Origin of the sequence: Secundilactobacillus folii (assembly GCF_009720675.1) — a bacterium.
GTDB classification, from domain to species: domain Bacteria; phylum Bacillota; class Bacilli; order Lactobacillales; family Lactobacillaceae; genus Secundilactobacillus; species Secundilactobacillus folii.
This window is the reverse complement of the sequence record NZ_WNJO01000004.1, coordinates 1-25,428: the sequence shown is the minus strand read 5'-3', so window position 1 is coordinate 25,428 and position 25,428 is coordinate 1. Positions and strand designations below refer to the sequence as shown.

The window sequence follows — 25,428 nt, the reverse complement described above, 5'->3', positions numbered from 1 at the left end:
AAAAGTAATCAATTCTCATTCCAGACGTAAAAACGCAGCCTTTTCCTTTTGGAGAAAGCCGCGTTTGACTGGATCTTAAATAACTGGTCGTTTTAACTTTAATTACTCATACAACAACTGTATTTTACTAGTCGTTGTTCCGCCATAAACAATCTTTTGGACGTTTTTAGTAATGGTTGCGATGCGAGGAAATCCACTAAAACCGTGCTGACCATGGCCGTGAGTCATTACAACGAGCACGTAACGTTGACCATTTGGTAAAGTTACGATTGCAGCATCGTTGTTGTACGACCACAGCCACCCCACCTTATCTGCTGCTCGAGCCCCCTGCATTGCTTGTGCTGCACCTTTAGGAATTCCCGAGCGATACACTTGCCGTTGCATGAGCGACAAAACCCGCTGACGATTGCTGGCGTTATCAAAGGGATACTTTCCCTGGTCCAGCCGCCGCATGATCGAAGAAAGCGATGCAGCGGTAGTCCGTGCTGCTCGATTGGAGGCAAACACGTAGGAATAGAGACCTAGTTTTCGTAAAAACAAGTTAACTTTAGCTGCCCCGTAAGTCTTCAGGTAATTTTCTGCAAATTCATTTCGACTGTGCAAAATCATTTGTTCAAAGCCTGAACTCCTTAGTACCTTCTTATTCAAAGTCCCAGCATCAATACGAGCACAAATATTAGCAATGATAAACAATTTATAAGTACTAGCACTGGTGTAAGTTTTGTGCGCATTTGGACTATAAACAGCTAAGGCTCCAGACTTGTAAAACGGAGCCGAAGCGGTTTGACCAGCGACTGTATCTGACTGCGCACCAAGATTATAGAACGCCACGCTTGCCGTTTTATCCTGACTAACTTTGTTTAGATACGATTGAAGTTGCTTTTTAACCACTTGTTGCTGCGCTTTAACCTGCTGTGAAGTTGGCGCCGCTAATGCACCGATACCAAAGGATCCCACACCCACAAAGAAAATCAAAACTGTCATGACCGACATCAATAACCGTTTTACACGTCGCTTTAACATCGCTATCATTCCCCTCAGTTAATTGACACTTTTATTATATACCGAAGGGTACTTAACAATGGAATTTAAGGCACTGGTTAACACAATTTTGACGCATAAAAAGGAGGCTGGGCAAAAAGTTAACATTGGTAAGTATTGAACTAATCTCTTGAAGCTGAGGTAGTTAAACACGTTCCTTAGCCTCCAAGACTGGACGTGGTCTAAACGGGCGTCAAAACTCAGATCCCGGCTATCAAGCAAAGAGCGCTGCAGATTCCAAACCAGGAATCCGCAGCGCTCTTTGCTCACATTCTTGGATCAAACCAGGTTTTGCCCCACTCTCACTTAAACGGCAATATAACTAATCCAAAATGGCTAAGAATACTTAATCGCGAATTTGCAATATATCATCGATGGAATTACGAGTTGTCTGCATTGTATTCATCTTTTTGGCCGTTGGGTACCCAAGCCCAATTCCCATAAAGATGGCTTCATTTTCAGGTATTTCAAATTCCTGACGCACTTCACTGGGATAACGAACAAATTCATAGGCCGGAATACCACTGATACCGCGTTCTTCAGCTGCCAATAAGATACCGTAGCCCAAAGCGCCAATATCATACGCAGAATAACTCGTCGATTCTTTAGGCATTGTCATGTAAACCAACGCCGGGGCATTGAAAAGCTGAGGGCCGGCTGACGAGAATTCTTTTACCTCGCTGCCCATGAAAGCAGACATACTTTTGACCCACTGATCAATATTAGCCTTGGGCTTTTGCGCCCAATCTTGCGGTGGCATAACTTCTGTCCAACTTTTTTGCTGCTGCTTGGTTGCCTCGGCGTGGTGCTGACGTAAGCGTTTAGCGGTCTCACCAACTGCTAAGTAGATCTGCCATGGTTGACTGTTTTCCCAAGAGGGCGCATGAGTTGCCTCAGAAATGATTTGTTTAAGTACTTCAAGGTCCACTGGTTTATCACTAAAATTACGTGCTGAACGACGCTTTAATTGTACGCTATTATCTATCATAACCATTCTCCTTAATGAGTCCACTTTCTAACCTAGCACTGTTACTAACTACGCGTAAGTGTTTACACTTCTTGAGTGATTGCGCCCTTGGAAGTTTGCTGGCAGTCCTGAACTCGAATCAAAAAGGCCAAGCCTAATCAGCTTAGCCCAGTTTCGTTGACCAATTTAACATCCAAGCCATTGGACGTGGGTCACAAAGAAAAAATCGTTAACTTGTTAGTTCAACCCTACTCATGCACGGTTAAAATTTGGTCAAGCGGCAACCGTGGTGTTTTCCCCGTGGCCGCATCGGCTGCAGGATAACCCAAACCAAGGCCCATCGCCAGTTCTTCATTTGCGGGAAGATCGAATTCCTTAATAACTTCTTCGGGGAAGCGAACGAACTGATACGCTGGAATACTGCTTAGTCCGTGGTCCACAGCCGCTAATAACACACTGTATCCAAAGGCTCCAGCATCGTAGTATGTCAGGCTTGCCGAACCTTTTGGCACCGTAATATAAACTAGCACCGGCGCGTTAAACAAGACGGTTCCACCCTGATCAGACGCCTTAGCATGGGCTTGCCTAATTCGTTTTGTCGCCTCACCGGTAGCCACATATACACGCCAAGGCTGCTTATTCATTGCCGATGGTGCGCGTTGTGCTTCAGCAAAAACTGCTTTCAACAAATCAGAATCAACCTGCCGATCACTAAAATCACGAATTGAATGCCGCTGCATGATGATACTTTCATTTGCCATTATTACACCTTCCTTTATTGTTAAGATTAGCACGATTACTGACGAACGCTAAGAATTAAATCACTGCTTAGAATCACAATAATGCTCCGGAATCATTGATTATCAGCAGTTTCTTTTTGACTGATCTCGACTAAGTTCTGGTCAGGATCCCGTACATAAACTGAGCGTAAAAGTCCGGTCGCGCCGTGCCGAATGACCGGCCCTTCTTCTATTACCACGTGCTGCGCCTTAAGTTCGTTGATGACCGTTGTCAGCGGCGTCTCTGTAAGCAGGCAAAAATCTTCTGAACCAGGGGTGGGAAAATCGGCTTTAGGTTCAAACTCATGTCCTACTTGATGCAAATTCAGTTTCAGTTTCCCAAAAGTTAGTGCTGTCCGGCCATTTTCAAAGTGAATGACGGTCATGCCTAATATATCGTGGTAAAAATGAACAGTATCGGCAATATTTTGGATGGTTAAAAACTAGGTGATCTAGGGATTGAATTTTCATTAGGATACCTCCTTTGCTAACTGCTTATCGTTTGCATATTTCTTTGAGATACTTTCAGTTCCCAGTATAAAGCCAGATGCAAATACATGAACGCAATTTTTATTTGGTTCACGTTTTAACTTTACTGAAACTTTTGTTTCACCATTAAACAATCAGCAAAGCAGAAACCTATTTATAAGCAGACACGAACCGTATTCACGGTAAAAACAACCGTAAATAAGGTTCGTGTCCATTCGTTCCTGTCTCCTAGCCGAAACGTGTTCAACAAGGCAAAGACCTATGTATAAGGAGACCCGGACAGCATTCACGGTAAAACCCACCGTGAATGCTGTCCGGGTCTCCTTATACGCCAGTCTTTAAGCGCCTTGTTTCACACTCTATTGATCCAAATACTCCTTCGTCGACGCAATGATCTCCTGCAGACCCTTCTTCGCATCCGAGAAGAACATGCTCGTCTTATCATTTGAGAACAATGGGTTTTGAATACCTGCATACCCAGTACTCATTGAACGCTTAATGACAACAATCGACTTCGACTTATCAACATCCAAAATCGGCATTCCTGAAATTGCCGTATTTGGTTCACGCGCCTCCGGATTAGTAACATCGTTGGCACCAATAACCAACGAAACATCCGTCGTTTCAAACATCGAGTTAGCTTCTTCCAACTGCTTCATTTGATCATATGGCACATTGACTTCCGCCAACAGCACGTTCATATGACCAGGCATACGACCCGCAACCGGGTGAATCGCATAGTTGACATTAATACCATTATCCGTCAACAATTTTGCCAACTCAGCAACTTCATGTTGAGCTTGTGCAGCAGCCAGCCCATACCCAGGAACAATCATAACGTTCTTAGCATAAGCCAGTTGAACACCAACGTCATCAGCACTGGTTTCCTTAACGTTAACCGGTACTTCATCCGTCGACGTACCACCACTATCACCAGTACCAAAACCACCGGCAATAATGTTGGCAACAGAACGGTTCATAGCTGCGGCCATTTGCAGCGTCAAAATTGTACCAGCGGCACCAACTAAGGCACCAGCAATGATCAAGACTTGGTTGTCAATAACGAACCCGGCCATGGCAACCGCTAAACCAGTGAAGGCGTTCAGTAGCGATACCACAACAGGCATATCAGCACCACCAATTGGGATGGTCATTAAGATACCAAAGATCAAACTAGCAACGATCGCAACTACCAAGGTCCAAACATTAACTGGGAACCAGATCGTCATAACGAAGGCAGCTAAAATTACCAGCACTACCAGGGCATTTAACAACTTCGCACCAGGAAATGTAATTGGCTTACCAGAAACTTTACCAGCCAGCTTCCCAGTGGCAATCAGTGAACCTGAGAAGGTAACACTACCAATGATCAGGTCCAAGATGACTGGGAATGAAAATGCAAACGCTAAGCTTGCACCACTAGGCCGGCTCAGGTAGTCAAACGTACCAATGGCAGCAGCGGCGCCACCACCCACAGCGTTGAAGAGACTAACCAGTTGAGGCATGTCAGTCATCTGAACGGTTCGCGCTCTCCAAACCCCGTAGCCAACACCAATTACCAGTCCAATGACTAACAGGATCCACGCCGTAGTCGAGGCTTTATGGTTAACTAAGGCAACAATGAACGTCATGATCACAGCTAAGAACATCCCGACTGAAGAAAGTCGGTTACCATTTCTGGCGGTCTTTGGCGTCCGCATCATATGCAGTCCCATAACGTAGCAGACGGCACTGACCAGATATGACAGTGAAACAGTTGTCATTAATCCTGACATTATTGTTCGCCTCCTTTGTTATTATTATCCTTTTTTGGCTTTGAGAACATTTCGAGCATCCGGTCGGTAACAACGTAACCACCGGCAACGTTGATAGCTCCTAAGACCGCCGCAATAAAGGCAATCGTATAGAAGAGCGGCGAATTGGCCTCCAGAGCAACTAGGATACTCCCAACAACAACGACACCGTGAATGGCATTCGCACCAGACATCATCGGTGTGTGCAAAGTTGAAGGAATTTTACTGATAACTTCAAAGCCTACCAGCAGACTTAAAACAAAGATTGCAAGGTTCGTAAATAATTCCTGACTCATCCTACTTCGCCCCTTTCTCTCCAGCCGGTTGTGCCGCCTGATCACTAGCTGCGCTATCAGGTGCGTCACTTGCCGGTTGATCTTCAGGTAGCGGTTCTAGTTTCAAAGCTTCTCGTAGACGGGCGTTGATGATCTCTCCGCCTGTCGTTGCTGTCAAACCGCTAAAGACGTCATCTTTAGGATCAATGGACAGATTACCATCCTTGTCGACCATGGCGTTAATAACCGCTTGAACGTTCTTAGCAAAAAGTTGAGAAGCTGAATTCGAAAGCTCACTGGCAAGATTGTTTCCACCGACGACCATGACTTGATTATCAGTGGTGACGGTCTCGTCAGGCTTACTGCCAGCCACGTTGCCACCAAGGTCACTAGCTGCCAAATCAATGAAAACCGTGCCTGGTTTAGCGTTATCAACACTACTTTGCGGCACCATCAAAGGTGGCTTATGACCAGGCACTTGTGCCGTGGTAATAATGACATCGTTGTCAGCAATGAACCCAGCTAACTCTTCTTGTTGGGCCTTTGTTTCTTCTGGTGTTAAGGCTCGGGCATAACCACCGGAACCAGCACCATTGGATACTGAACTGGTCATAAAGGTTGCCCCTAATGATTCAACTTCACCTTTAGAAGCAGGACGAACATCATAGCCCGAAACGATGGCGCCTAAACGCTTAGCAGTCCCAATGGCTTGCAGTCCGGCAACCCCAGTCCCTAAGACAAGCACCTTGGCTGGTTTAACAGTCCCAGCAGCAGTGATCATCATTGGAAAGTACTTTGGATAGATATCACTGGCAACCAAAGCGGCTTTGTAGCCCGCGATACTTGCTTGTGAACTCAAAACATCCATCGTTTGTGCCCGACTAATTGTCCGTGGCAGCAACTCAAACGACAGCGCGCTGACTTTCTTATCAGCTAATTGCTGCATCTTGTCTGGCTTGATCAATGAGCTCAGTAAGCCCATTAACACCTGACCAGATTGCAAAGCATTCAACGTGTCATCACTTGGTAAATTGATCACAGCAATAATATTACCCTGCGCTAAGGCTGTCTGACGGTCAACAACTTCTGCGCCTGCTTTAGTATAGCTATCGTCGTTATAGTAAGATGCCTCGCCAGCCCCCTTTTCAATCAGCACTTTCATGCCTGCTTTGACTAATCGCTTAGTCACCTCAGGGTCGATGGCAACGCGTTTTTCGTGCGGCTGCTCTTCCTTTAAGGCAGAAACCACAATACTCATAACACATTCCTCCACTCCATTATCAATTTGAACAATTTCGATAATGCCGTTCAAACTGCATTTTACAGCCTTCTCCCACTTCAGTGCCTTCACCCTTGTGAAGAATAGCCTTGAAAATACAGTTTGTGAAAACGGTTCCACCCGTATCTTAACAGAAAAGGCACCTAGAGACAATCATCTCTACGCGCCTTTTCACAGGTGAAAGCTAATTAAAGATTAACCTTTAGCTTTTTCTGGGTGTCCTTGTAAGTAAATTACGTGGGTGTTCAAGAATTCATCGATACCATGACGACCATCATCGCCACCGATACCTGATTCCTTCCAGCCGGAGTGAGAACCGTTCATTGCTTCGAAGTTGAACCGGTTGATGTAAGTTTCACCATCTTCCAATTCGTTAGCGGCACGTTGTGCGTTATCGATATTGTTAGTGAAGATTGAACTTGTCAAACCGAAGTCACTGTCGTTAGCCATGTCAATGGCTTCATCCAATGTCTTGAAGGTAACGATTGGCAGAACTGGTCCGAAGATTTCGTCCTGAACAATCTCAGAATCTTGTTTAACGTTGGTAATAACAGTTGGTTCGTAGTAGTAGCCATTCTCGATCTGAACTTTGTGACCACCAGCAGTAACCTTGCCGCCTGCTTTAACAGCCCGGTCAACCATGCCAGCAACCTTGTCCAAAGCGCCTTGGTTGATCAGCGGGCCGATACCTGAATCCTTGTCAGCGATTGGGTTAGCAACTTTGATGGCTGACATCTTATCACTGAGTTTCTTGATGAATTCATCGGCAACATCTTCTTGAACGTAAACACGCTCACAGTTGTTGCACAACTGACCATTGTTATCAACACGTGAATCGATGATTGATTGAACAGCCAAGTCAATGTCTGCATCGCTGCATACAATGGCAGGTGCTTTACCACCTAATTCCAGTGAAACCTTAGCCATGTGAGTTGATGCAGATGCCATGACACGCTTACCAGAATCAACGGAACCGGTCAAACTAATAATGCCGATCTTCTTGTTCTTGGAAAGTTCGTCACCAACAACCGAACCTGGTCCAGTAATGATGTTAACAACACCATTTGGAATACCAACTTTGTCAACGATCTTAGCGAATTCCAAAGCAAGGTTTGGTGTGTCTGAACTTGGCTTCATAACGATGGTGTTACCAGTTACCAAAGCCGGGCCCATCTTACGAGCAATCAGGAAGAATGGGAAGTTCCATGGGAGAATCCCAGCTGCAACACCGATTGGTTGCTTCGTAATCATAATGTTTTCATTAGCGTTGTCGGATTGAAGAATTTCACCTTCATAAGTCCGTGCAGCGGCTGCCATGTAATCGAAGTAGTCTGCTGAGAACAAAATTTCGGTTTGTGCTAATGAACGAATCTTACCTTGTTCTTCTTGCAGCATGTCGATCAGGTGCTCTGAATCGGCACGAACAGCTTCGGCAACTTCATGTAAGTACTGGCCACGAGTTGCGGCTGGAACGAACTTCCATGATTTTTCTGCTTCATAAGCGGCATCGATAGCTTCCTGTGTCTCTTCACGGGTTGCACTAGGAACAGTTGAAATTTCTGCACCAGTCGATGGGTTAATGACCGTTAATAATTTACCTGATTTTGAATCCTTAAACTCACCGTTAACATACATTTGATAATGCTTTAACTTGTTCACTGTTTGTGACATGAGATTTACTTCCTTTCAAAATGCAAGTTTATTTTTAAAATTAAATCAACCAACTAAGCAATTATTTGCCTGGAACGTAGTCCTTGTCGATGATCAAAACTGGTTTGATGGTCTTACCACTACCAGAATCTGCGTTAGCTTCATTGATTTGATCGAAGTCGTAGAACTTTTCGGTCTTGTCGAAGTCGAACATGCCGGCCTTGTAGAACTTAATCAAACGAGGAATGTCAATTTGTGGAATTGAATCGCCCATGTTAACACCGATTACTGAACGGTCGCTGACACAAAGGTCGTTCCAAGTATCCAAATCAACGTGGTTAGGAGTAACGGCGATGCAAGCTGAAGTCCCACCTTGTGCTAAGGCTTGGATGGAATCTTCCATGACCTTGGTAACACCAGTTGTGTCAACAGCGAAGTTAACACCATAGCCACCAGTCAATGACTTGATAACTTCAACGGCGTCTTCTTTGCTGCTGTTGATAACGTCAGTGGCACCTAATTCCTTAGCCAACTCCAACCGTGAATCAACAACATCAACAGCGATAACAGTGGTGCAGCCAGAGATCTTGCCGGCCATCATGGCTGCTAAACCAACGGCACCAGTACCAAAGACGGCGATTGTTTGACCTGGCTTTGGCTTCAAGGTGTTCAAAACAGTACCACTACCAGTTACGTAGCCACAGCCCAGAGGTCCAAGCTTACGAAGATCAAGATCTTTGTCAACTTTAACGGCGTTGCTTTCACGAACAATGGTGGTAGTTGTGAATGATGATTGATCAAACATATCATCAACCTGCTTGCCGCCTTCAGTAAAGTGAGCACTGCCGTCTGGACGAACACCAGACAGGTTGTTTGCAGCGTAGTTCAAGCATTGGGTTGGAATACCTTGCAGACAATTGTCACAGGCACCACAGCTATAAAATGATAGAACAACGTGATCACCAGGCTTGAAGTTCTTAACTTCAGGACCAACCTTTTCAACGATCCCAGAACCTTCGTGCCCTAAAATAATTGGATAGCCAATTACGGCATCACCTTTACGTAAAGCTTCATCTGAGTGACAAATCCCACTGGCAACCATGTGGACTTGTAAATCATCAGCCCCCATGTCTGCTAATTCAATGTCATCTCTGATATCGAAATTACTTCCTTGCTTATCAACAACTGCTGCTTTGATCCGCATAACATGTCATCTCCATAAAATTAATTAACCAATTAACATCTGTTGAAAATCAACCTGAAAACTAATTGGCAAGTAATTATGGGCTTAACCTCCATTAGTTGGCGATTATGAGAACACCGAAACAATCTGATTACTTGTGAATTACTTCTCATTCATTCAACAACTCTGTTATAGACCATTTTGACGCAGAAATAAAGCGGTTTCAGTAAAATAAATAATTAAATTTTGGTTAGATTCTTAGTGATTGTTATTTTTCTCACATAGTAAACAGACCGCAATTTCCGTCTCATCCTATGAAATATAGCATGAAAATCGCTTCATGATAGGCATACAACTGAGCAGATATTGCGATTCTTTTCTAATCATTTAGCTCATTCATGCACAATTTACAAAATTAATTTTTAAAATTTACCTTAAATGGTATTTTTAACTTTAGACGTTTTTTTACAAGTGTCCTCTATGATCTTCAGGCCAGAATTATAAGCCTGCATTTGTGTGGTTAATAACTTCTATTTAATGTTGCCACAATCAAATACTTATTTAGTCTAATTAATACATGACGAAAAATTGGAAAAACTTCTTTTATGGAATACAATGACAGAAACTGCTGTTAATGCACTTGAGATACCACAGAGCCTTAGAGATGTAGCACACATGTCATGGGCTTGGGAGGATTATAATGAAAACTATTGCTGAATTTGGAGTGCTTTGGTTGAAATATTTTTGGATAAATCGATCACCTTGGGATATATTCAAAAAGTTTCTAAGCGTGCCGATATTTCTGCTACTCACTGCTCAGTTTTGGGTTAATACTTACCATTGGATCAGTTGGCACGTGATTTTGATTCCGTACAATCCGTTGGTGGCCACAATTTTTGTATTGTATCTGATCATTGGTCTCATACTGTACCCTAACTGTTTCTACTATTGGTGGTTCATTTGGCTGGATAAGCGTGTCATTGGTAACACGTTTAGCTTAGCAAATGGTAACCTTTTTACACCACAGCAACAATATTTTGGAATATTTGCTTGGCTTTTCCGTCCAGTTTGGCATTTTCAGCCAGCTCAAATTTTACTCGTTCTATGGCCTTTATGGTTCTCTCTTTCCTTCACCACTAGAGAAAAAACATCAACTCCGGCTCAAAAACGGGAGGAATTGAATTGACACTTTCAAAGTCAAATTTTAGATTTCTCATTGAAACAGTGGTGGTACTGGCGATTGTCATCTGTATAACGCTTTGGCCACAAGTTCATACCCACAGTGTGATTTTAGGCGTCGATTCTATATTTCATTTCAATCGATTCTACGACACGATGGCTCAAATTAAGACCGGTCATTACAATTACTTTTTGATGAACTTTGGCTTCGATGAAACGGGGCGAATTGTTAATGCACTCTATGGTGCGGTTATGGCTTACCTTCAGGGCGCACTGTTGCTAATGGCTGGATCATGGTTTCACTATGAAGTCCTGTCGAGCGCCATGCTCATGGTTGTCGCGTTTTTTGGCATGATGGTGATTGGCCGACAACTAAAGTTCAATAGGCTTCTACAACTCGTAGCCGCTACACTGTACGCAACCAGTCCTGCCGTCATTGTTTGGATTACAGCGCAACAATTTACTGGTTGGGGAGCGGCACTCATGCCGTACGTCTTCGCAGGTGCCTTCACGTTCTTCAACCAAAAAATCAACTGGAAAAACAGCTTAGCATTAGCGATACCCATGGCCATTTTAATTCAAACGCATATCCTTAGTGCAATCATCACAACAATTGCCCTCGTGCCCATCATCATAGGGGTCCTATTTCAAAAGAAAAACACCAAGAAAAGCCTAAGTTATGGCCTTTTAGCAGTCATTGAAACTATTCTGCTAACCGGTAATGTTTGGGGTGTTATGTTGGAAATTATGCCTGCCAATACCCTTTTAACCCCGTGGCCATACGCCAACATGGCAGACTATACCTCAACTTTCAACCTTTCATTACCTAATACCATTAATTTTGCGTTCACTCACGGTATCGTTTTTTGGGTACTTATTACCACTCAATTAATAATCAGCATACTGAACTGGAAGCAAACTTCCATATTAGCGAAATCCGTTGTAGTAACAATTGTCGTTTTTATCGTAGTTGCCTCGCCAATTTTTCCTTGGACTTGGGTTAGTCATCATCTACCCGCACTACAGGTCTTACTTCAATTTCCAAGGAGACTAAACGTGCTTCCTGAGCTGTTAACCCCAATCTTGGTTGGCTTAAATTACAACCATGTTCATTTCAAAAAGTCCTTTTATTCGATCGCACTGGCCATCAGTTTTGCTAACCTTGGCGTTGCCGCTTACCTTGTAAATACACAAAGCATGGCATGGAATGAGCATACTGTGCTGTCCTACTCACACAATGTAACGAAATTTGCTAATAACGCCGCGATCAAGAAAGCTTTCAATAGTCAAAACCTCCAAGCAGGATTAACTACTATTAAGAAGAATTCCGTAGATTATCTTCCCACAACTAACTCGCTAACTCCGTCTCACCCAGGAAAGAGTCTTCGATTTGCTTATCCTTTGTATTGGGACCTAGTCAAGGTGGACAATAGCCACTTCACTAAAAGGGTCACATCCAAGGGAAATCTCTTAGTCAAATTCAAAATGAAGAAGGCAAAATATCAAATTCTGCCACTGGTCATGTACCGACGTTCTAGCCTATTTTTGAATAACCACCAAGTACCGAAGACTAAGATTAAATTTAACCCCTTGAAGCAACCTATCATTCACCTAAATAAAGGGGTTAACGTCTTTCGATTAACGTACCGCCCGACGTTTTTCACCGCTGCATTAAGCTTCTCGACCGGTATCTTTTGGGGCTTGTTATTGTTCTTCTTGTTAATAAAACAATTTGGCAATCGTCGCATTTTAAAATTCTCAAAATGAGGCCGTGACAAAAGTCTCTTTAATTAACTAACGACTTTTTCTCAATAGACTTTCTAATAAAAGACAAAAAACGTTAAAGAAGCCGTACCCACTCGTGAGGTACGCTTCTTTAACGCAACTTAAATGATTAACCATTAAACGACCAACAAACGGACGAATTAAACCAGTTCATCAGCCCGTTCCTACTATAATGATGACATATAATTCTGATTTCCGCTAAGCTTTAGTGATATAGTCAAACATCTGGTAGATCATCTCACGGTTTTCCTTTGGCACTGGTAAATTTCTAATTTCTTCTGGGGTTTGGTGCAACGCATTGTTAGTCAACGCATAAGCCCCATCGTTAATGGTCATTGTGCGGACATTTAATAACTTCGGCTCCAAGTGAAATTGTAGACCGATCACGTTATTGCCCAGCAAAAAGCCTTGATTATGAACTAAGTCACTGGTAAACAGCAACTGAGCTTGCTTGGGAACTTCGAACATTTCTTCATGCCAGTGTAACGCTGTTAATTGCTCCGGTAAGTTAGGAATCACATCGCTTTGACGGTAAACTGGCGCCCAGCCAACTTCTTTATGCGGGGCTTTCCCGACTTGATACCCTAGCGTTTTAGCGATTTGTTGTGCACCGTAGCAGGCCCCAAAAATCGGTTTATGTGCTTTAAGTAGTTGTGCAATCAATTCTCGTTCTGCTTTGATCCAGTCAAGATCGTCATTCGGACTAATTGGTCCGCCCAGTACAACCAGCAGATCAGTTTCATCCGCAGTTGGCAAGATACCGTTAAATTGGTAGGGATGGTAGATGTAAAGATCATGACCGCGCTCTGCAGCCCAGTCTGCAATGCTACCAGGACCTTCGCTCGGTGTATGTTGAAGTACGTTAATTCTCATGATTATTCCTTTCCATTTCAACGGCAATGTTGGTTCAGGTATCGCCTGCAATTACCCGGATTATTTTCAGAATAGCACAAAATTGTTAGAAATGACGAGCCCTACTGCTTACTGTCAATTTAATTAGTATGTGCCGCAGTTTAGTCAGTCTTAAAAACCACTCCTTTAAGTGCTTGTCCAAACTCCCTCAGAAAACCTGCAATTGGCAACCCCACCCCACAAGTCAATAATATCTGAATCCGACTACTAAAAAAAAAGCAAACTGAGCCTAATTACCAAATTCCGTGTCTATTTTACGAAAATACCATGCCCTATTTTTTAAATAAATGAAACTTCTCTTTAGTATACCCTCGGTCTAGCGCTTGATACATATACCGGGCTGCAATTGAAGCATAGGGCGACCATTTTTTGCACCTTTTGCTGACTGACTGTTTTCTATAATCGTCAGTATTCCACATCCAACCGTAGCCCTGAAGAAACGCCAAGTCTTCATATGGCAAAACATTGGGACGATTTAGCACAAAGATGAGGTACATTTTAGCCGACCAGTTGCCAATACCTTTGACAGACGTTAAGGTAGCCAAAATTTCCTGATCAGTTTTATTTTCAAAGTTCGTCGCTAAAATCTCACCATCGTTAAAAGCCTTCGTCACGTTGCGAATATAGCTAACTTTTGAATTGGAAATGCCAATGTCACGCAGCTCTTTGTCTGATAGCGTTTCAATTCGTTCAGGTGTAATGCTTTGATCACACTTAGCCTTTAGCCGTTGGACGAAGATAGCGGCGACTTTATTTGACACCATTTGACCCATGATCTCGCCAACCAAAAAGCCATAGCCGTTTTGCTGGATCTCGTACTCAATTGGCCCGATCATGTGAATCACTTTTGCAAGGTGCTTGTCTTGACGACAAAGATACTGGATCTCTGGAGACTGAAAAGTTAGTTTAACTTTTTGGGACACTATCATTCTCCCTTCTGACAACCTAAAATTAGAGGATTAGTCTTTTGCGTAATGACGCTTTCAAAGCCCTAAAGGTTTCAACCAATGACACTTTACTACGCCAATGATTGAGATTTCTGGGAATTCAAACCGTCACTTTGGCATCCAAATGCACCAGGGCTCGCTGCAAATACGCTGCCGTGTCGATCACGTTGGCACTTGCATTTTGACGATAGTTAATGCTCGTTTCCAAGCTGATAAAACTAGCTGGCAGTGGGATCAAATTAAAGTCCAGTTCAGGAAATACTTGCTTAGCAGTCGTTAACGTTGTGATCGTCGTTGCTTTCGGTAACCGGTCAACCGTCCGCAAAGCATCTGCAGCGGTTGGAACGGTGATGGCTCGAATTAAATCAATGTTTTCTTTTCTAAAACTCAAATCAACATAGCACTCGAATGCGTTACACCCTGCCAGGCCCACATAAGTCGACAGGTCCAAATTTGCCATCATATCAGGACTGAATTTCTGATAGAGCTGTTCGGGTTGATACCCACGGCAATGGTTAGTAACAAACAGACTAAGTTGTCGGTTTGGAACGTCCAATTTTTCAAATTGGCTACCAGTCAATCGCCTGCCAATTAAAATATCCGTGTTGTTCATGGTTTCCTGATGGTCATTGAGATCCGTCAGCATTCGGATACTGAACCGCTGTTCATCGTGGCTAACGTAATAATCCGTCATCGCTTCGCTGATTGTCCCACTGATAAAGGGGTCGGTCACCCCAATTTTAATGGGTTGCTTCACAGGATTGGCAACTGCAGTCAGATTTTCATTCAGCCGGTCTTCTTCATCAACGATTGACTGTAACCCGTGAATCATGGTTCGTCCTGCTTCCGTCAATTCAATTGGCTTACTGCGTTTCACCATCACCACATGGTGGCGACTTTCAGTCTCCTTTAAAAGCTTGCTGATGTAGGGCTGGCTTAAATAAAGTCGATTAGCGATATCCGAGATAGTTTGTGAATAATCCACCGTTTTTAAAATGTGCAGTAGCGTCCGATTAGTACTCATGTTTGGCTCCTTTAAAAATTATATCTAAATAGTAATAATTCACATTGTATTTGTTATTGGAGATAATGTACACATGACAATATAATAGCACATGAATCAATTTAAATGTAACTAAACTATAACTGGAGTGAATAATTATGACTAATCGAGTTGCCGAAATTTTGAAAGTTGAAAAGCCAATCATTCAGGCGCCACTATTCTGGTTGACCGATGATAAGCTAGTCGCCGCAGCAAGTAATGCTGGTGGACTGGGAACTTTAGGCTTTAATGCTGGTCAAACCGAAATGACCCGTTCGATTGACGTTACCATGGATCGCACACGGGCTGAAATTCAAAAGGTAAAGGCACTGACCAACAAACCATTTGGCCTCAACATTCTAGCAATTGACGACGACTTCTTTGAACCAACCCTGCAAGTCATGATCGACGAAAAAGTGCCTGTTGCAGTCGCTGCAGGTGACTTCACGCAAGCCGCATTTGATAAGCTCAAGGCCGCTGGCATCACGATCGTCTACCGACCACTCAATCCATCGGTAGAAATCACTAAGCGTGCTGTGGCTGCTGGTGCTGATATCATTGTTGCCACCGGCTTTGACGAGGGTGGGACCGTACCTGATAAAGTTATTGGTACCTTATCTGTCACCCCAATGATCGTCGATGCAGCTGGAGACGTCCCAGTGATGGCAGCAGGTGGCATTGTGGATGCTCGAACCGCAAAGGCGGTCTTTGATTTGGGTGCAGAAGGCCTCTACGTTGGTACAGCCTTTATGATGTCTGAAGAGAGTCGAATGGCTGATAATATTAAGCAGCAAGCATTAGATGAAGACGCAGATGATCTGGTGATGTACCGCACTGAACCTGCTTATTACCGTTCCCTTCCAGGTGAATTGCCAAATAAGCTGGTTCAGATGGATAATGACAGTGCCAGCCGCGAGGAGATCTATAAAGCCAGCAACGCTTTTGATGGGATGCGCTTAGGCATGCTGGTCGGAGATCTAACACAGGGATATGCTTCGTTTGGCTTGGGAATCTCACAGATCAATAAGATTGAATCCGTAGCAACAATTATGGATCGGCTGTACGCTGGGGTACCAGTCGAAAATTAATTAACAAATTCTGACATAGTAACGGGTTAAAGCCTTTAACCTGTTGGCCTTATTGACAGACAACACTGGATGAGACAATTTAAAGAGCTTGGTTCGAAATGAGCCAAGCTCTTTATCTGTCTACAACTGAATTTTAAAAAATATAGATCCCTCTCTAGCGCAACTGCATATCCGCATTATAAAACCGTGGATAAGCAAGGTAGCACGCAATCACGCTGCCAATACTAGTGGCCGCTAACAGCATAAACGTGACCATGATCTGGTACATGATGGCCTTGGTTGGATCAACGCCAGCAAAAATTAGACCAGACATCATTCCAGGTAAACTCACAATACCGACCGTTTTGGCCGAGTCGATTGTTGGCGCCATCCCGGTTCGAACCGCCATTTGCACGATGTGGGCTGAGCTTTGCTTTAGAGTCGCCCCGAGTGCCAATCGTTCTAAAACCCCTTGGCGTTGATCATGAAAACTAGTATTCATACTGCGGTAGGATAACCCAATCGCTACCATGGCATTGCTAGCGATCATCCCAGATACCGGCACGATTTGACTGGGCACAAATTTGACCGCCCCAGCAAAAATCAGCAGGGCAATCGTGACTAGTGTCGACGTGGCGATCGCCAGTAAACTAATCAAGAAGGCGTGTGGGATACCATCCGCGCGCCCCTTTGCGTTCTGAGCGGCATTAAAGATAATGATGGCCACCATGAGTGCCGTTAGCCAAACCCGATTAAATTTGATGATGTAAGTCAGCACATAGCCAACAATGGTAAGCTGAATAATGGCTCTGACAACGCCAATGATCATGTCACGCTCGAGGCCGATCTTTTCCTTTAAATTAATGGCTAAGGCAATCACGACCAGCACCACCGCAAAGGCCAGCGCCGTTGGACTGACAATCAGATTGTTATTCATGGCTCGGCACCCCCAATTGACCATTACGAATCTCAATCAGGTCATCTGCTGCGGCAATTTCAGTTTCATCATGGGTCACTGAGATCACGGTGACCCCACTAGCACGATAGGATTGGATCAGTCGGTGAACCACGCCCTTTGTATCCGCATCTAAGCCAGCTGAAATCTCGTCGAGTAACAACACTTTAGGCGTAAAAAGGAGGTTGCGAACGAGGGCCACGCGCTGCTTTTCCCCGCCAGATAACTTCGTGATCTGCTGGTCGATCATGTCTGCACTCAGTTCAACAGATTCTAGTGATGTTAAAACCTTTTGTTCGTCAAATGCAGCATTGCGAATCTCGAACGGAAACTTTAAATTGTCCCGAACAGTTTCTCCAAAAAGGGTTGGCTGTTGAAAGCAGTAGGAAACCTGCTGACGATACTTGATTTTCGGGTATTCCAACTGGTTTCGACCCTCGAAGAGAATCGTCCCAGACGTGGGTGTTAATAACGTTGCCAATAGTCTTAAAAAGGTACTCTTCCCTGAACCAGATGGTCCCTCAATGGTCAGGTTAGCCCCCTTTTCAATTTGAGTGGTCATACTGTGCAGAATCTGGTGATCTCCAACCACATAATTTAGTTCTTGAATATCAAAAATAAGTTCAGCCATGCTACCCGCCCCCGGTAAATATTATTATTTGTTTTAGTTTATCGTAGAATTCGGTTGGTGGGTACTAAATAGCCTTGGACGATTTGTTTCAACTTAGCTCGCGGGCTGATCAGGCATGAGAATTACCCGCCTGAAGCACGATCAACTTATCCCAAGACTGATCATGGACTTTAACATCGGTTAACTTATGCTGCAAATGGATCAACTCCAAGTTCGTGTAAAACAACGTCGGGGCATTCGAATCTTCCTTCATAACATTAACAATCATGTCATATTCAGCATCAGAAATGGGCTTTAACTGTTTCGCGTGAGTTAGTAAATGGCGCACCTTTTTTCGACTAATCAATAAATTACCACTCCAGACGATTTGTTTGATAATTGCATCGCCATTTTGCTGTGCTTCCAGGCGTAAAAAATCAGCCGTACCACCTGCAGTAACAAAATTACTCAGCCAAAAAGCGTACCGGTTTCGCAGGTAAATGTTATGGAGAGTCAGCTGTCGCTGTTGCTGGGTATAAGCAGGTAAGTCGACCGGGGAACGTTTTAGCTGCTGTGAAATGAATTCAAGAGTGCTCAGTATTCGGGTATATATTTCTAGATCAGCGCTCGCCTTGTAAAAAGTCATTTCCCTTTCTGGTGATATATGTTCCATGGCTAGCACTGCCCGGTTAGTCAGTGATAACCGAGCTTGCACACTTTGTATTTTAGCTAATAAGGCTCTTTTTTGACGCCTTAAGTTGTCTGATTGCTTCTGAACTGCCATGCTTTCACCTTCCCTCAAAAATAGAATCGTGTTGGCTTCTAACCTCGTTCTTCCGGTGGGTAACGATTTGAGAATCCGACTGCTCTCAACTATAATAATCATTATTATTCTATCAAATATCTTAAAGGGGAAGTTGAAGTCTTGTCATTATTTGTCATGGTCCTAATTTTATTTGTTGCTGGAATTGCTGCTGGGCTGCTGGCTTCCATTGCGGGTCTAGCTTCATTAGTTTCTTATCCCACCCTGCTAGCCTTAGGGGTGCCCGCAGTCAGCGCCAATACCACCAACACCGCCGCACTTATTTTTACGGGAATCGGTTCATTAATGTCATCAACCAAGGAGCTTAAAGGTAACGGTAAGGTTACTCTTCAAGTTGCCTCAACGGCACTCATTGGAAGTGTTTTTGGCGCCCTGATCCTAGCGTTCGCCCCCGCAAAAACGTTTGAAAGGGTCGTGCCATTCCTAATTTTTGGCGCCGGCGCACTGATGCTGTGGACTCAGTTTAAAAAGAAAAAGGTGATCACAGCCACTGTGCCTCATCATCCGGTTCAAAACGTTTTTCGTTACATCGCAATTTTCCTGGTAGGAATCTACATTGGCTACTTTGGAGCCTCTGCTGGGATGATCCTATTAGCGATTCTACTGGCAATGTTGCAGAAAAACTTTGCCGTCACTAACGCAATCAAAAATTTCACTTCCTTTTCAGCCAACGTTTTGTCACTAGTCATCTACGCCTTCACTACTAAAATCTACTGGTGGATGGTCATTCCATTAGGCTTAGGGATGTTTATTGGCGGCTATTCCGGTCCCGTAGTCATCAGACACGTTCCGGTCCAACCAGTTCGAACGGTGATTGCTTTTGCTGCCTTTGGCTTAGCCGGCTACTTATTTTGGCAGAGTTATCGGTAAACATCATTCCCGTTTGAATAGTATTGATAAGTCCTCTTAGAAATGGCAAAAAGGAGTCTCATTTTAAAGTGAGGCTCTTTTGGGCGTTGTATCCGCAAATTAATCTAGTTTTTCTAATTTTCTAACTATTTTTTAATATTACTATTGAATACTCGCTAATGCCTACCTTATAATAAACAGTATGCATTTAAATACATAAATCATCCACTGAAGGAAGGCAGTAACTTGTCATTATGGCTCATTATTCTCATTTTAATTATCGCGGGTATTATTGCCGGACTACTTTCAACGATTGCCGGCTTAGCCTCCTTAGTTTCCTACCCAACCCTACTGGCATTGGGACTTCCAGCGGTCAGTGCTAATACGACCAATACCGCTGCTTTAATATTCACCGGGATCGGTTCCCTTTTATCCTCTTCAAAGGAACTGCACGGTAACGGTCGAATTACGACCAGGGTTTCCTTGGTCGCCTTGTGTGGTGGCATCGTGGGTGCCTTGATCCTCGCTTTTGCGCCGGAGTCGACCTTTGAACGAGTCGTTCCGTTTTTGATTTTTGGTGCTGGCATCTTAATGCTCTGGTCTCAATTCCGAAAGAAGCCACTGAAACGAACCACGTCAAAACCGCACCCCGTGAAAAATTTTCTACGCTACCTGGCCATTTTTCTGGTTGGAGTCTACATTGGTTATTTCGGGGCTTCTGCTGGCATGATCCTGCTGGCAATTTTAATCTTCACACTACAGAAAAACTTTGCCGTGACCAATGCCATCAAAAACTTCACGACCTTTGTCACGAATATCATGTCGATTTTCATCTACGCTTTCACCACTAAAGTTTACTGGTGGATGGTGGTGCCATTAGGCTTGGGGATGTTTATTGGTGGCTATCTAGGACCGGTTGTTGTACGCCACGTTCCCGTTCAACCGATTCGAACACTGATTGCATTTGCCGCCTTTGGATTAGCAGGCTTTCTATTTTGGCAAAGTTATTTCTAGTGAACAAGCTACATATCAAAAGCGCTTCAGCAATAAGCTGAGGCGTTTTTTGAGTCATAAAAATTTGATTATTTTAGAGCTGTGTAATAACCATTGCAATCATAATGGCTGATGGCAACCGACAACCTGAATGACTCATTTTAATTTTTAAAGTGCTCATCATTTTTAATCCCTAGATAGCAAAGACGCACTCAACAAGCAAGTGCGTCCTTCAACTCCCTATTAAGGGATTAAATCAGTCAGTGATTCACCCTTTTCGTATCTGGTATTCAAAGCCGCAGCCTTGACCTGAATCACCTGACTGTCATTAATTCTGGCAAAGGCCAACACTTCATTGATCAAGCGCTCAACAACGGCCTTATCCTGTTTTTCTTCAATCGCATTTTTAGCCGCTAAAAATTTCAGTCGCGGTAAGTAGTAGGTGACGTGGTGTTGCGCGCAGATTTTCACACCGGTGTTGACCAGTTGCTCACTCTGTTTGAATTTCCGTGTTTCGTTGTAATAGCTTGCGGAGAAAAACACCAGCGTTAACAATCGGAGGTAGTTGTCACCGACCCGATTAAAATACATTTTCTCATCCTTCAGCACGTTTCGAATGAAGGCATGAACCTTTTTGAAATAGAAATTCGCGCGGTCAGCTTGATTCATCCGGCTATACATCACGCCTGAGCCCACGTAGACCAACTGGGTAAAAATCGTTTCATGAGATTCGTCCAGTTCGTTTAAGATTTGCGAAAAATCGTAGAGGACTTCTTCTGGTGGCTGATTGATCATGGCGCCCAGAAAGCCTCGGAGATAGTAAAACTGCATCTTTAAGAGGATTGAATCCATCTGCTGGTCATCAATTTCTTTGAGACCGGCCAAAACGCCCCGGTAGTCTTCCATGACTAACCGCTGCTCTAAATCATCTAACTCGCTTTGTAACTGATTAGCATTTACCGAGTTGCTGTCGTTTAAATCATCAATCGTGAGGCCGATCCGCGCACAAAGTTTACTTAGAATCGCCAGCGACGGTACGTGACCGCCGCTTTCAAACTTACTAAGTGTTGATTGTGTGCAAATACCTTCACACATTTTAACCTGTGAGATGCGTAACGATTTGCGTCGCGCCACAAATTTTGCGATGTCCATTTGAAATCAATCCCATCTTAAAGCTTGTTTAACCATGAATACCCAAAGCAACCTTCGCGAACCGACTCATCCGATCCATGTCCCAGGCAGGTTCCCAGACAAGGTTAATATCACAGGTCTTAACCCCGTCTACCGAAGTCACCGCTTCGGTGATCGAATCCGCCAGCAGGTTCCCCAGTGGGCAACCCATTGTCGTCAGCGTCATCGTCACCACGCAATTACCATCATCATCAACGTTAATGTCATAGATCAAACCTAGGTTGACCATGTCGATACCCAGTTCTGGGTCGATCACATCTTCCAGTGCAGTCATGACTTTATTTTCAATGGGAGAAAATTTTTCGCCAACTTCTTCTGCCATAATTTTTGCCTCCTAATTATTGTGCCAGTACGCCATGGACGACCATTACTTCACCGTCTTCATCCGGTGCCTCTAACCAGTGAAACTCACCGGGACGCATTACCACCGCCTTACCCGGCGTCAAAGTGGTGACGTCGTCATCGGTGTGAAACTGAATCGAACCCTTAATGGCGACAACGGTAACTGTCATCATTGAGCGGTGACGTTTAATTGTTTTCCCCTTAGGTAAGACCAAGCGAACAATTGATAAATGACGCTCGGAAAGCATCCGATCTGGACCTTCTGAAACGGTTGTATCTGGTGATAAGACTTCCATAACTATGTGCCTCCAAAATATATTCAGAATTATTGAACAATGTGCACGTCACCCTTGATAAAGCGGCGGCGTAACACGTACCAGCAGATTAATGCGGTGATGATCAGCAGTGCAATCCCAATTTCATAACTGCCAGTCCAGCCTTTGATCCAGCCAACGACCAACGGCGGGAAGAACCCACCTAAACCGCCAACTGCGCCAACGAAGCCCGTAACCGCTCCGGTATTACCCTTTGAAACGTAGGGTACCATTTTAAAGATAACGCCATTGCCCCAACCGGCTGCTAAGCCAGTGCCAACAATTCCAATAATAAAGATGGCTTGTGACTTAAATGATAACATAATTACGGCTGAAAAAATCGCAATTAATATGAACACCCACTGTAACATCGACATCGGCCGCAAATGGTCAGCTGCTGAGCCGCCGACCGGTCGAATCAAGGTACATAAAGCGGCAAATAAGGCTGAATAAAGACCCGCCGTAACTGCATTTACCCCAAAAATATCACCCAAAAAGACCGGTGTTAAGTTGGTAAACGACACGAACAGCCCGAAAGTTAAGAAGTAAAACAGTGATAAGTACCAGGTACTGCTCTCCTTAGCCACTGACAGGGCGCCAGAGATCGTTTTTTCCTTATTCGTCGGCATCTCCTTACAGAAAATGGCGAAGAGGATAATCAAGATCACTGTGAGTACCATCAGAAAATGGTAAACGGCTGTGAAGCCATACGATGCTGAGATCTTCGGTAAAGTCAACGCGGCTACAGCGTTACCCATGTTCCCCATGGCCACGATTCCTAACGCGAATCCTTGCTGTTCTGGCGGGAACCAAACGGACGCGTACGAAACACCAACCGCAAATGACGTCCCTGCCATTCCGACTAACAATGCTGCGACCAGTAACATGCCAAACGTGTGGACTTTGGTGATCATGAATAGCGGAATCAAGATAAAGACCATCAGAATAATATAAACTTTTTTGCCACCGTATTTGTCACTTAAAATCCCTACTGGAATCCGCATAATCGAACCTAATAACACTGGTGTTGCCAGCAGTAACGTCTTCTGGCCGACTGACAAGTGGAACATGGTTGCCACCTGTGCTGATAATGGTGCAAAGTTTGACCAGGACATAAAACAAACGATCATTGCTACCGTCGCCATGAACAACGCCATGTACGCGTTGTAACGACTGCCGTGTGCCACATCTTGTTGAGTTGCCATAATTTATCCTCCTATTTGACTCATATGACGCCAAGTGGGTGCTTTGTCAATAATTCGATCCGTTTCAGACATCGCCATCTCGTGATTTAGCGGCTTGTTATCCAACGCTTTTTGAATCAGCTTACGAAATGCTTTTTTATCCGGAATTGCTGAGCGGATATCAATCTCTTCGTTCCAGTATAGGCAGGCCTTCACGTAACCATCCGCCGTAATTCGAAGGCGGTTACAATTTTCGCAAAACTTTGAACTGATGGGGTGAATCAAGCCAAAGCTACCCTCGTACCCTTCGATCTGGTAATTATCCGAGGGCCCGTTGCCCCTTAACTCGATGGGGTGATAGACCATTCCGTTCTCATCCGCCACGTCAAACACGTTCTTTAGACCAACGTACTCCTTCTTCCAGGTTTTTAAGGAGTTCCCAATTGGCATGAATTCGATGAAACGCACGTTGACGTCGTGGTCTTTAGTGTAACGCAGAAAATCTAAGACCTCGTCATCATTTTGACCCTTAATGAGCACAATGTTAAGCTTGATTTTTTTAAAATGCAGTTTGCTGGCTGCTTCAATACCTTCCAATACCTGATTAATGTTGCCACCACGAGTAATCTCCTTATACCGATCAGCTTTGAAAGTATCCAGACTAATGTTGAGGCGGTCTAAGCCCGCTTCTTTAAGTGCTTTAGCCTGTTTGGCAAGAAATAACCCGTTCGTGGTAATCGACAAATCATTGATACCAGGTACCGCTTTAATTCGTCGCACAATATCGACGACATCGGTTCGCAACAGCGGTTCACCACCCGTGATTCGAACCTTGGATACGCCCATTTCAGCAAAGTTTTGAATCAGTTGAACAATTTCGTCTTGTGATAAGACCTTATCCGTCGGGAAAAATGGTAGTCCTTCTTTGGGCATGCAGTAGACACACCGTAAGTTACAACGGTCCGTGATTGAAAGTCGAACGTAATCGTGCAAACGATCATACTTATCATAAAGTTTTTCCATATTATTCCTCCTAACCGCCGCTTACCGGTGGAATCAGCGCCACTTCATCAGCCGCACTGAGCTTTAATTGCCCGTTACCGGCAAATTCTTGGTTGACAGCTAACCGCGCCGTACTGACCATTTGCCGAACGTTTGGCGCCAATTGACCAACGGCACCCTTGATCTGGTCTGCGGTTGGCTGCGCTGGCACTTCGACAGCCACTGAATCCCCAAGCTGTTCTTGTAACATTGCAAACAGTTTCACTTGAATCTCCATCACTAATCACCCCACCTTACTGCGTCGGTGTCCGTTTCTTTTTTCCAGATCGGGACGTCTTTTTTAAGCGTGTCAATCAGATACTCGCACCAGCGGAAGGCATCTTTACGGTGGGCAGCTGCTACACCGACAAAGACCGCTTCATCCGTGAGCTCTAGGTGACCGGTTCGATGCGCAATGACCACTCGAGCGCCCTGTGCTTCAATTGGGTCAGCGAGTTTTTCCAACTGTTTTTCAGCCATTGGATGGTATGCAGAATAGTCGATATACTTCGTCTCGATCTCACCCGTCCACTGACGGACAGTCCCAACGAAGGTGACAATGCCACCATACTTTGGATCTTTCAGTTTTTCGTATAACGCTGCCACCTCAATGGGAGCGTCAGAAATGCGGAGATAATGCATATTGACCACCTGTATTTCCTATTCATCATTACACCCCTTATTATTTCAAAAGAATATTCCAGTTGAAATTAGTCAATTCCCTAATAATTCTAGAAA

The 25,428-nt window shown here is 44.2% G+C and carries 27 protein-coding genes; 5 read left to right on the top strand and 22 right to left on the bottom strand.

Going from position 1 to position 25,428, the window contains the following annotated elements; translation table 11 throughout:
- Positions 1-102 precede the first annotated feature (102 nt).
- From GM612_RS04125 to GM612_RS04085, 9 genes are all read right to left on the bottom strand, one after another.
- Positions 103-1,023, bottom strand: coding sequence for a serine hydrolase (locus tag GM612_RS04125; protein ID WP_173021221.1), 921 nt, complete (start codon positions 1,021-1,023; stop codon positions 103-105).
- Positions 1,024-1,387: 364 nt separating this feature from the next.
- Entirely contained in the window at positions 1,388-2,029 is a 642-nt protein-coding gene (locus tag GM612_RS04120) for a nitroreductase (protein ID WP_155431133.1), read from the bottom strand.
- Positions 2,030-2,256: 227 nt separating this feature from the next.
- The gene (locus tag GM612_RS04115) at positions 2,257-2,769 is read right to left on the bottom strand and encodes a nitroreductase (RefSeq protein WP_155431132.1); all 513 of its coding nucleotides are present in this window, start codon (positions 2,767-2,769) and stop codon (positions 2,257-2,259) included.
- A gap of 92 nt (positions 2,770-2,861) precedes the next feature.
- Entirely contained in the window at positions 2,862-3,173 is a 312-nt protein-coding gene (locus GM612_RS04110) for a VOC family protein (RefSeq protein ID WP_246147555.1), read from the bottom strand.
- Between the two features lie 462 nt (positions 3,174-3,635).
- Complete coding sequence (locus GM612_RS04105; protein ID WP_155431131.1) at positions 3,636-5,051, bottom strand: NAD(P)(+) transhydrogenase (Re/Si-specific) subunit beta; 1,416 nt, start codon at positions 5,049-5,051, stop codon at positions 3,636-3,638.
- Positions 5,051-5,365, bottom strand: a complete 315-nt coding sequence (locus tag GM612_RS04100) for an NAD(P) transhydrogenase subunit alpha part 2 (protein WP_155431130.1) — start codon at positions 5,363-5,365, stop codon at positions 5,051-5,053. Before GM612_RS04100 ends, GM612_RS04105 begins: the two co-directional genes overlap by 1 nt.
- Position 5,366: 1 nt before the next feature.
- Positions 5,367-6,602: an NAD(P) transhydrogenase subunit alpha gene (locus tag GM612_RS04095; RefSeq protein WP_155431129.1), complete on the bottom strand. Its 1,236-nt coding sequence runs from the start codon at positions 6,600-6,602 to the stop codon at positions 5,367-5,369.
- A gap of 216 nt (positions 6,603-6,818) precedes the next feature.
- Positions 6,819-8,294: an aldehyde dehydrogenase gene (aldA, locus tag GM612_RS04090; RefSeq protein WP_155431128.1), complete on the bottom strand. Its 1,476-nt coding sequence runs from the start codon at positions 8,292-8,294 to the stop codon at positions 6,819-6,821.
- Between the two features lie 61 nt (positions 8,295-8,355).
- On the bottom strand, positions 8,356-9,477 hold the full coding sequence (locus GM612_RS04085) for an NAD(P)-dependent alcohol dehydrogenase (RefSeq protein ID WP_155431127.1): 1,122 nt from the start codon (positions 9,475-9,477) through the stop codon (positions 8,356-8,358).
- A gap of 679 nt (positions 9,478-10,156) precedes the next feature.
- Between GM612_RS04085 and GM612_RS04080 the strand changes: the two genes are divergently transcribed.
- Entirely contained in the window at positions 10,157-10,642 is a 486-nt protein-coding gene (locus GM612_RS04080; RefSeq protein WP_155431126.1) for a hypothetical protein, read from the top strand.
- Positions 10,639-12,402, top strand: coding sequence for a hypothetical protein (locus tag GM612_RS04075; protein WP_155431125.1), 1,764 nt, complete (start codon positions 10,639-10,641; stop codon positions 12,400-12,402). Before GM612_RS04080 ends, GM612_RS04075 begins: the two co-directional genes overlap by 4 nt.
- A gap of 216 nt (positions 12,403-12,618) precedes the next feature.
- Here GM612_RS04075 and GM612_RS04070 read toward each other — a convergent pair whose 3' ends face one another.
- The 3 genes from GM612_RS04070 to GM612_RS04060 all read right to left on the bottom strand — a co-directional run bounded on the left by GM612_RS04070 (position 12,619) and on the right by GM612_RS04060 (position 15,303).
- Positions 12,619-13,293: a type 1 glutamine amidotransferase gene (locus GM612_RS04070; RefSeq protein WP_155431124.1), complete on the bottom strand. Its 675-nt coding sequence runs from the start codon at positions 13,291-13,293 to the stop codon at positions 12,619-12,621.
- A gap of 311 nt (positions 13,294-13,604) precedes the next feature.
- Positions 13,605-14,255 (bottom strand): DNA-3-methyladenine glycosylase family protein, encoded by a 651-nt coding sequence (locus GM612_RS04065; RefSeq protein WP_425500329.1) that lies wholly within the window; start codon positions 14,253-14,255, stop codon positions 13,605-13,607.
- Positions 14,256-14,379: 124 nt separating this feature from the next.
- Positions 14,380-15,303: a LysR family transcriptional regulator gene (locus GM612_RS04060; protein ID WP_155431122.1), complete on the bottom strand. Its 924-nt coding sequence runs from the start codon at positions 15,301-15,303 to the stop codon at positions 14,380-14,382.
- Positions 15,304-15,440: 137 nt separating this feature from the next.
- Here GM612_RS04060 and GM612_RS04055 point away from each other — a divergent pair, with 137 nt between their 5' ends.
- Positions 15,441-16,409 (top strand): NAD(P)H-dependent flavin oxidoreductase, encoded by a 969-nt coding sequence (locus tag GM612_RS04055; RefSeq protein ID WP_155431121.1) that lies wholly within the window; start codon positions 15,441-15,443, stop codon positions 16,407-16,409.
- A 154-nt stretch (positions 16,410-16,563) separates the two neighbouring features.
- On the opposite strand, the gene GM612_RS04050 is transcribed toward GM612_RS04055, so the two are convergent.
- The 3 genes from GM612_RS04050 to GM612_RS04040 all read right to left on the bottom strand — a co-directional run bounded on the left by GM612_RS04050 (position 16,564) and on the right by GM612_RS04040 (position 18,737).
- On the bottom strand, positions 16,564-17,325 hold the full coding sequence (locus GM612_RS04050) for an ABC transporter permease (RefSeq protein WP_155431120.1): 762 nt from the start codon (positions 17,323-17,325) through the stop codon (positions 16,564-16,566).
- Positions 17,318-17,974, bottom strand: coding sequence for an ABC transporter ATP-binding protein (locus tag GM612_RS04045; RefSeq protein WP_155431119.1), 657 nt, complete (start codon positions 17,972-17,974; stop codon positions 17,318-17,320). Before GM612_RS04045 ends, GM612_RS04050 begins: the two co-directional genes overlap by 8 nt.
- A gap of 109 nt (positions 17,975-18,083) precedes the next feature.
- Positions 18,084-18,737 carry a hypothetical protein gene (locus GM612_RS04040; protein ID WP_155431118.1) on the bottom strand — a complete coding sequence of 218 codons (654 nt, stop codon included), beginning with the start codon at positions 18,735-18,737 and terminating at the stop codon, positions 18,084-18,086.
- Positions 18,738-18,893: 156 nt separating this feature from the next.
- Between GM612_RS04040 and GM612_RS04035 the strand changes: the two genes are divergently transcribed.
- Together GM612_RS04035 and GM612_RS04030 are read left to right on the top strand one after the other, a co-directional pair.
- Positions 18,894-19,646 (top strand): sulfite exporter TauE/SafE family protein, encoded by a 753-nt coding sequence (locus GM612_RS04035; RefSeq protein ID WP_173021225.1) that lies wholly within the window; start codon positions 18,894-18,896, stop codon positions 19,644-19,646.
- Between the two features lie 225 nt (positions 19,647-19,871).
- A complete protein-coding gene (locus GM612_RS04030; protein WP_155431116.1) occupies positions 19,872-20,639 on the top strand; it encodes a sulfite exporter TauE/SafE family protein in 768 nt (255 codons plus the stop codon).
- A 222-nt stretch (positions 20,640-20,861) separates the two neighbouring features.
- Here the strand turns inward: GM612_RS04030 and GM612_RS04025 are convergent, their stop codons facing one another.
- Genes GM612_RS04025 through GM612_RS03995 form a run of 7 tightly spaced genes read right to left on the bottom strand, consistent with a single transcriptional unit; the run spans position 20,862 to position 25,332 of the window.
- Positions 20,862-21,770 carry a helix-turn-helix domain-containing protein gene (locus GM612_RS04025; RefSeq protein ID WP_155431115.1) on the bottom strand — a complete coding sequence of 303 codons (909 nt, stop codon included), beginning with the start codon at positions 21,768-21,770 and terminating at the stop codon, positions 20,862-20,864.
- A 28-nt stretch (positions 21,771-21,798) separates the two neighbouring features.
- The gene (locus GM612_RS04020) at positions 21,799-22,131 is read right to left on the bottom strand and encodes a metal-sulfur cluster assembly factor (protein WP_155431114.1); all 333 of its coding nucleotides are present in this window, start codon (positions 22,129-22,131) and stop codon (positions 21,799-21,801) included.
- A 16-nt stretch (positions 22,132-22,147) separates the two neighbouring features.
- A complete protein-coding gene (locus GM612_RS04015; RefSeq protein WP_155431113.1) occupies positions 22,148-22,447 on the bottom strand; it encodes a cupin domain-containing protein in 300 nt (99 codons plus the stop codon).
- A gap of 29 nt (positions 22,448-22,476) precedes the next feature.
- Complete coding sequence (locus GM612_RS04010; RefSeq protein ID WP_155431112.1) at positions 22,477-23,670, bottom strand: nitrate/nitrite transporter; 1,194 nt, start codon at positions 23,668-23,670, stop codon at positions 22,477-22,479.
- Positions 23,671-23,673: 3 nt separating this feature from the next.
- Positions 23,674-24,672, bottom strand: coding sequence for a GTP 3',8-cyclase MoaA (gene moaA, locus GM612_RS04005; protein ID WP_155431111.1), 999 nt, complete (start codon positions 24,670-24,672; stop codon positions 23,674-23,676).
- 10 nt (positions 24,673-24,682) lie between these two features.
- Positions 24,683-24,928 carry a MoaD/ThiS family protein gene (locus GM612_RS04000; RefSeq protein WP_155431271.1) on the bottom strand — a complete coding sequence of 82 codons (246 nt, stop codon included), beginning with the start codon at positions 24,926-24,928 and terminating at the stop codon, positions 24,683-24,685.
- 2 nt (positions 24,929-24,930) lie between these two features.
- Positions 24,931-25,332: a molybdenum cofactor biosynthesis protein MoaE gene (locus tag GM612_RS03995; protein WP_155431110.1), complete on the bottom strand. Its 402-nt coding sequence runs from the start codon at positions 25,330-25,332 to the stop codon at positions 24,931-24,933.
- Positions 25,333-25,428: the final 96 nt, after the last annotated feature.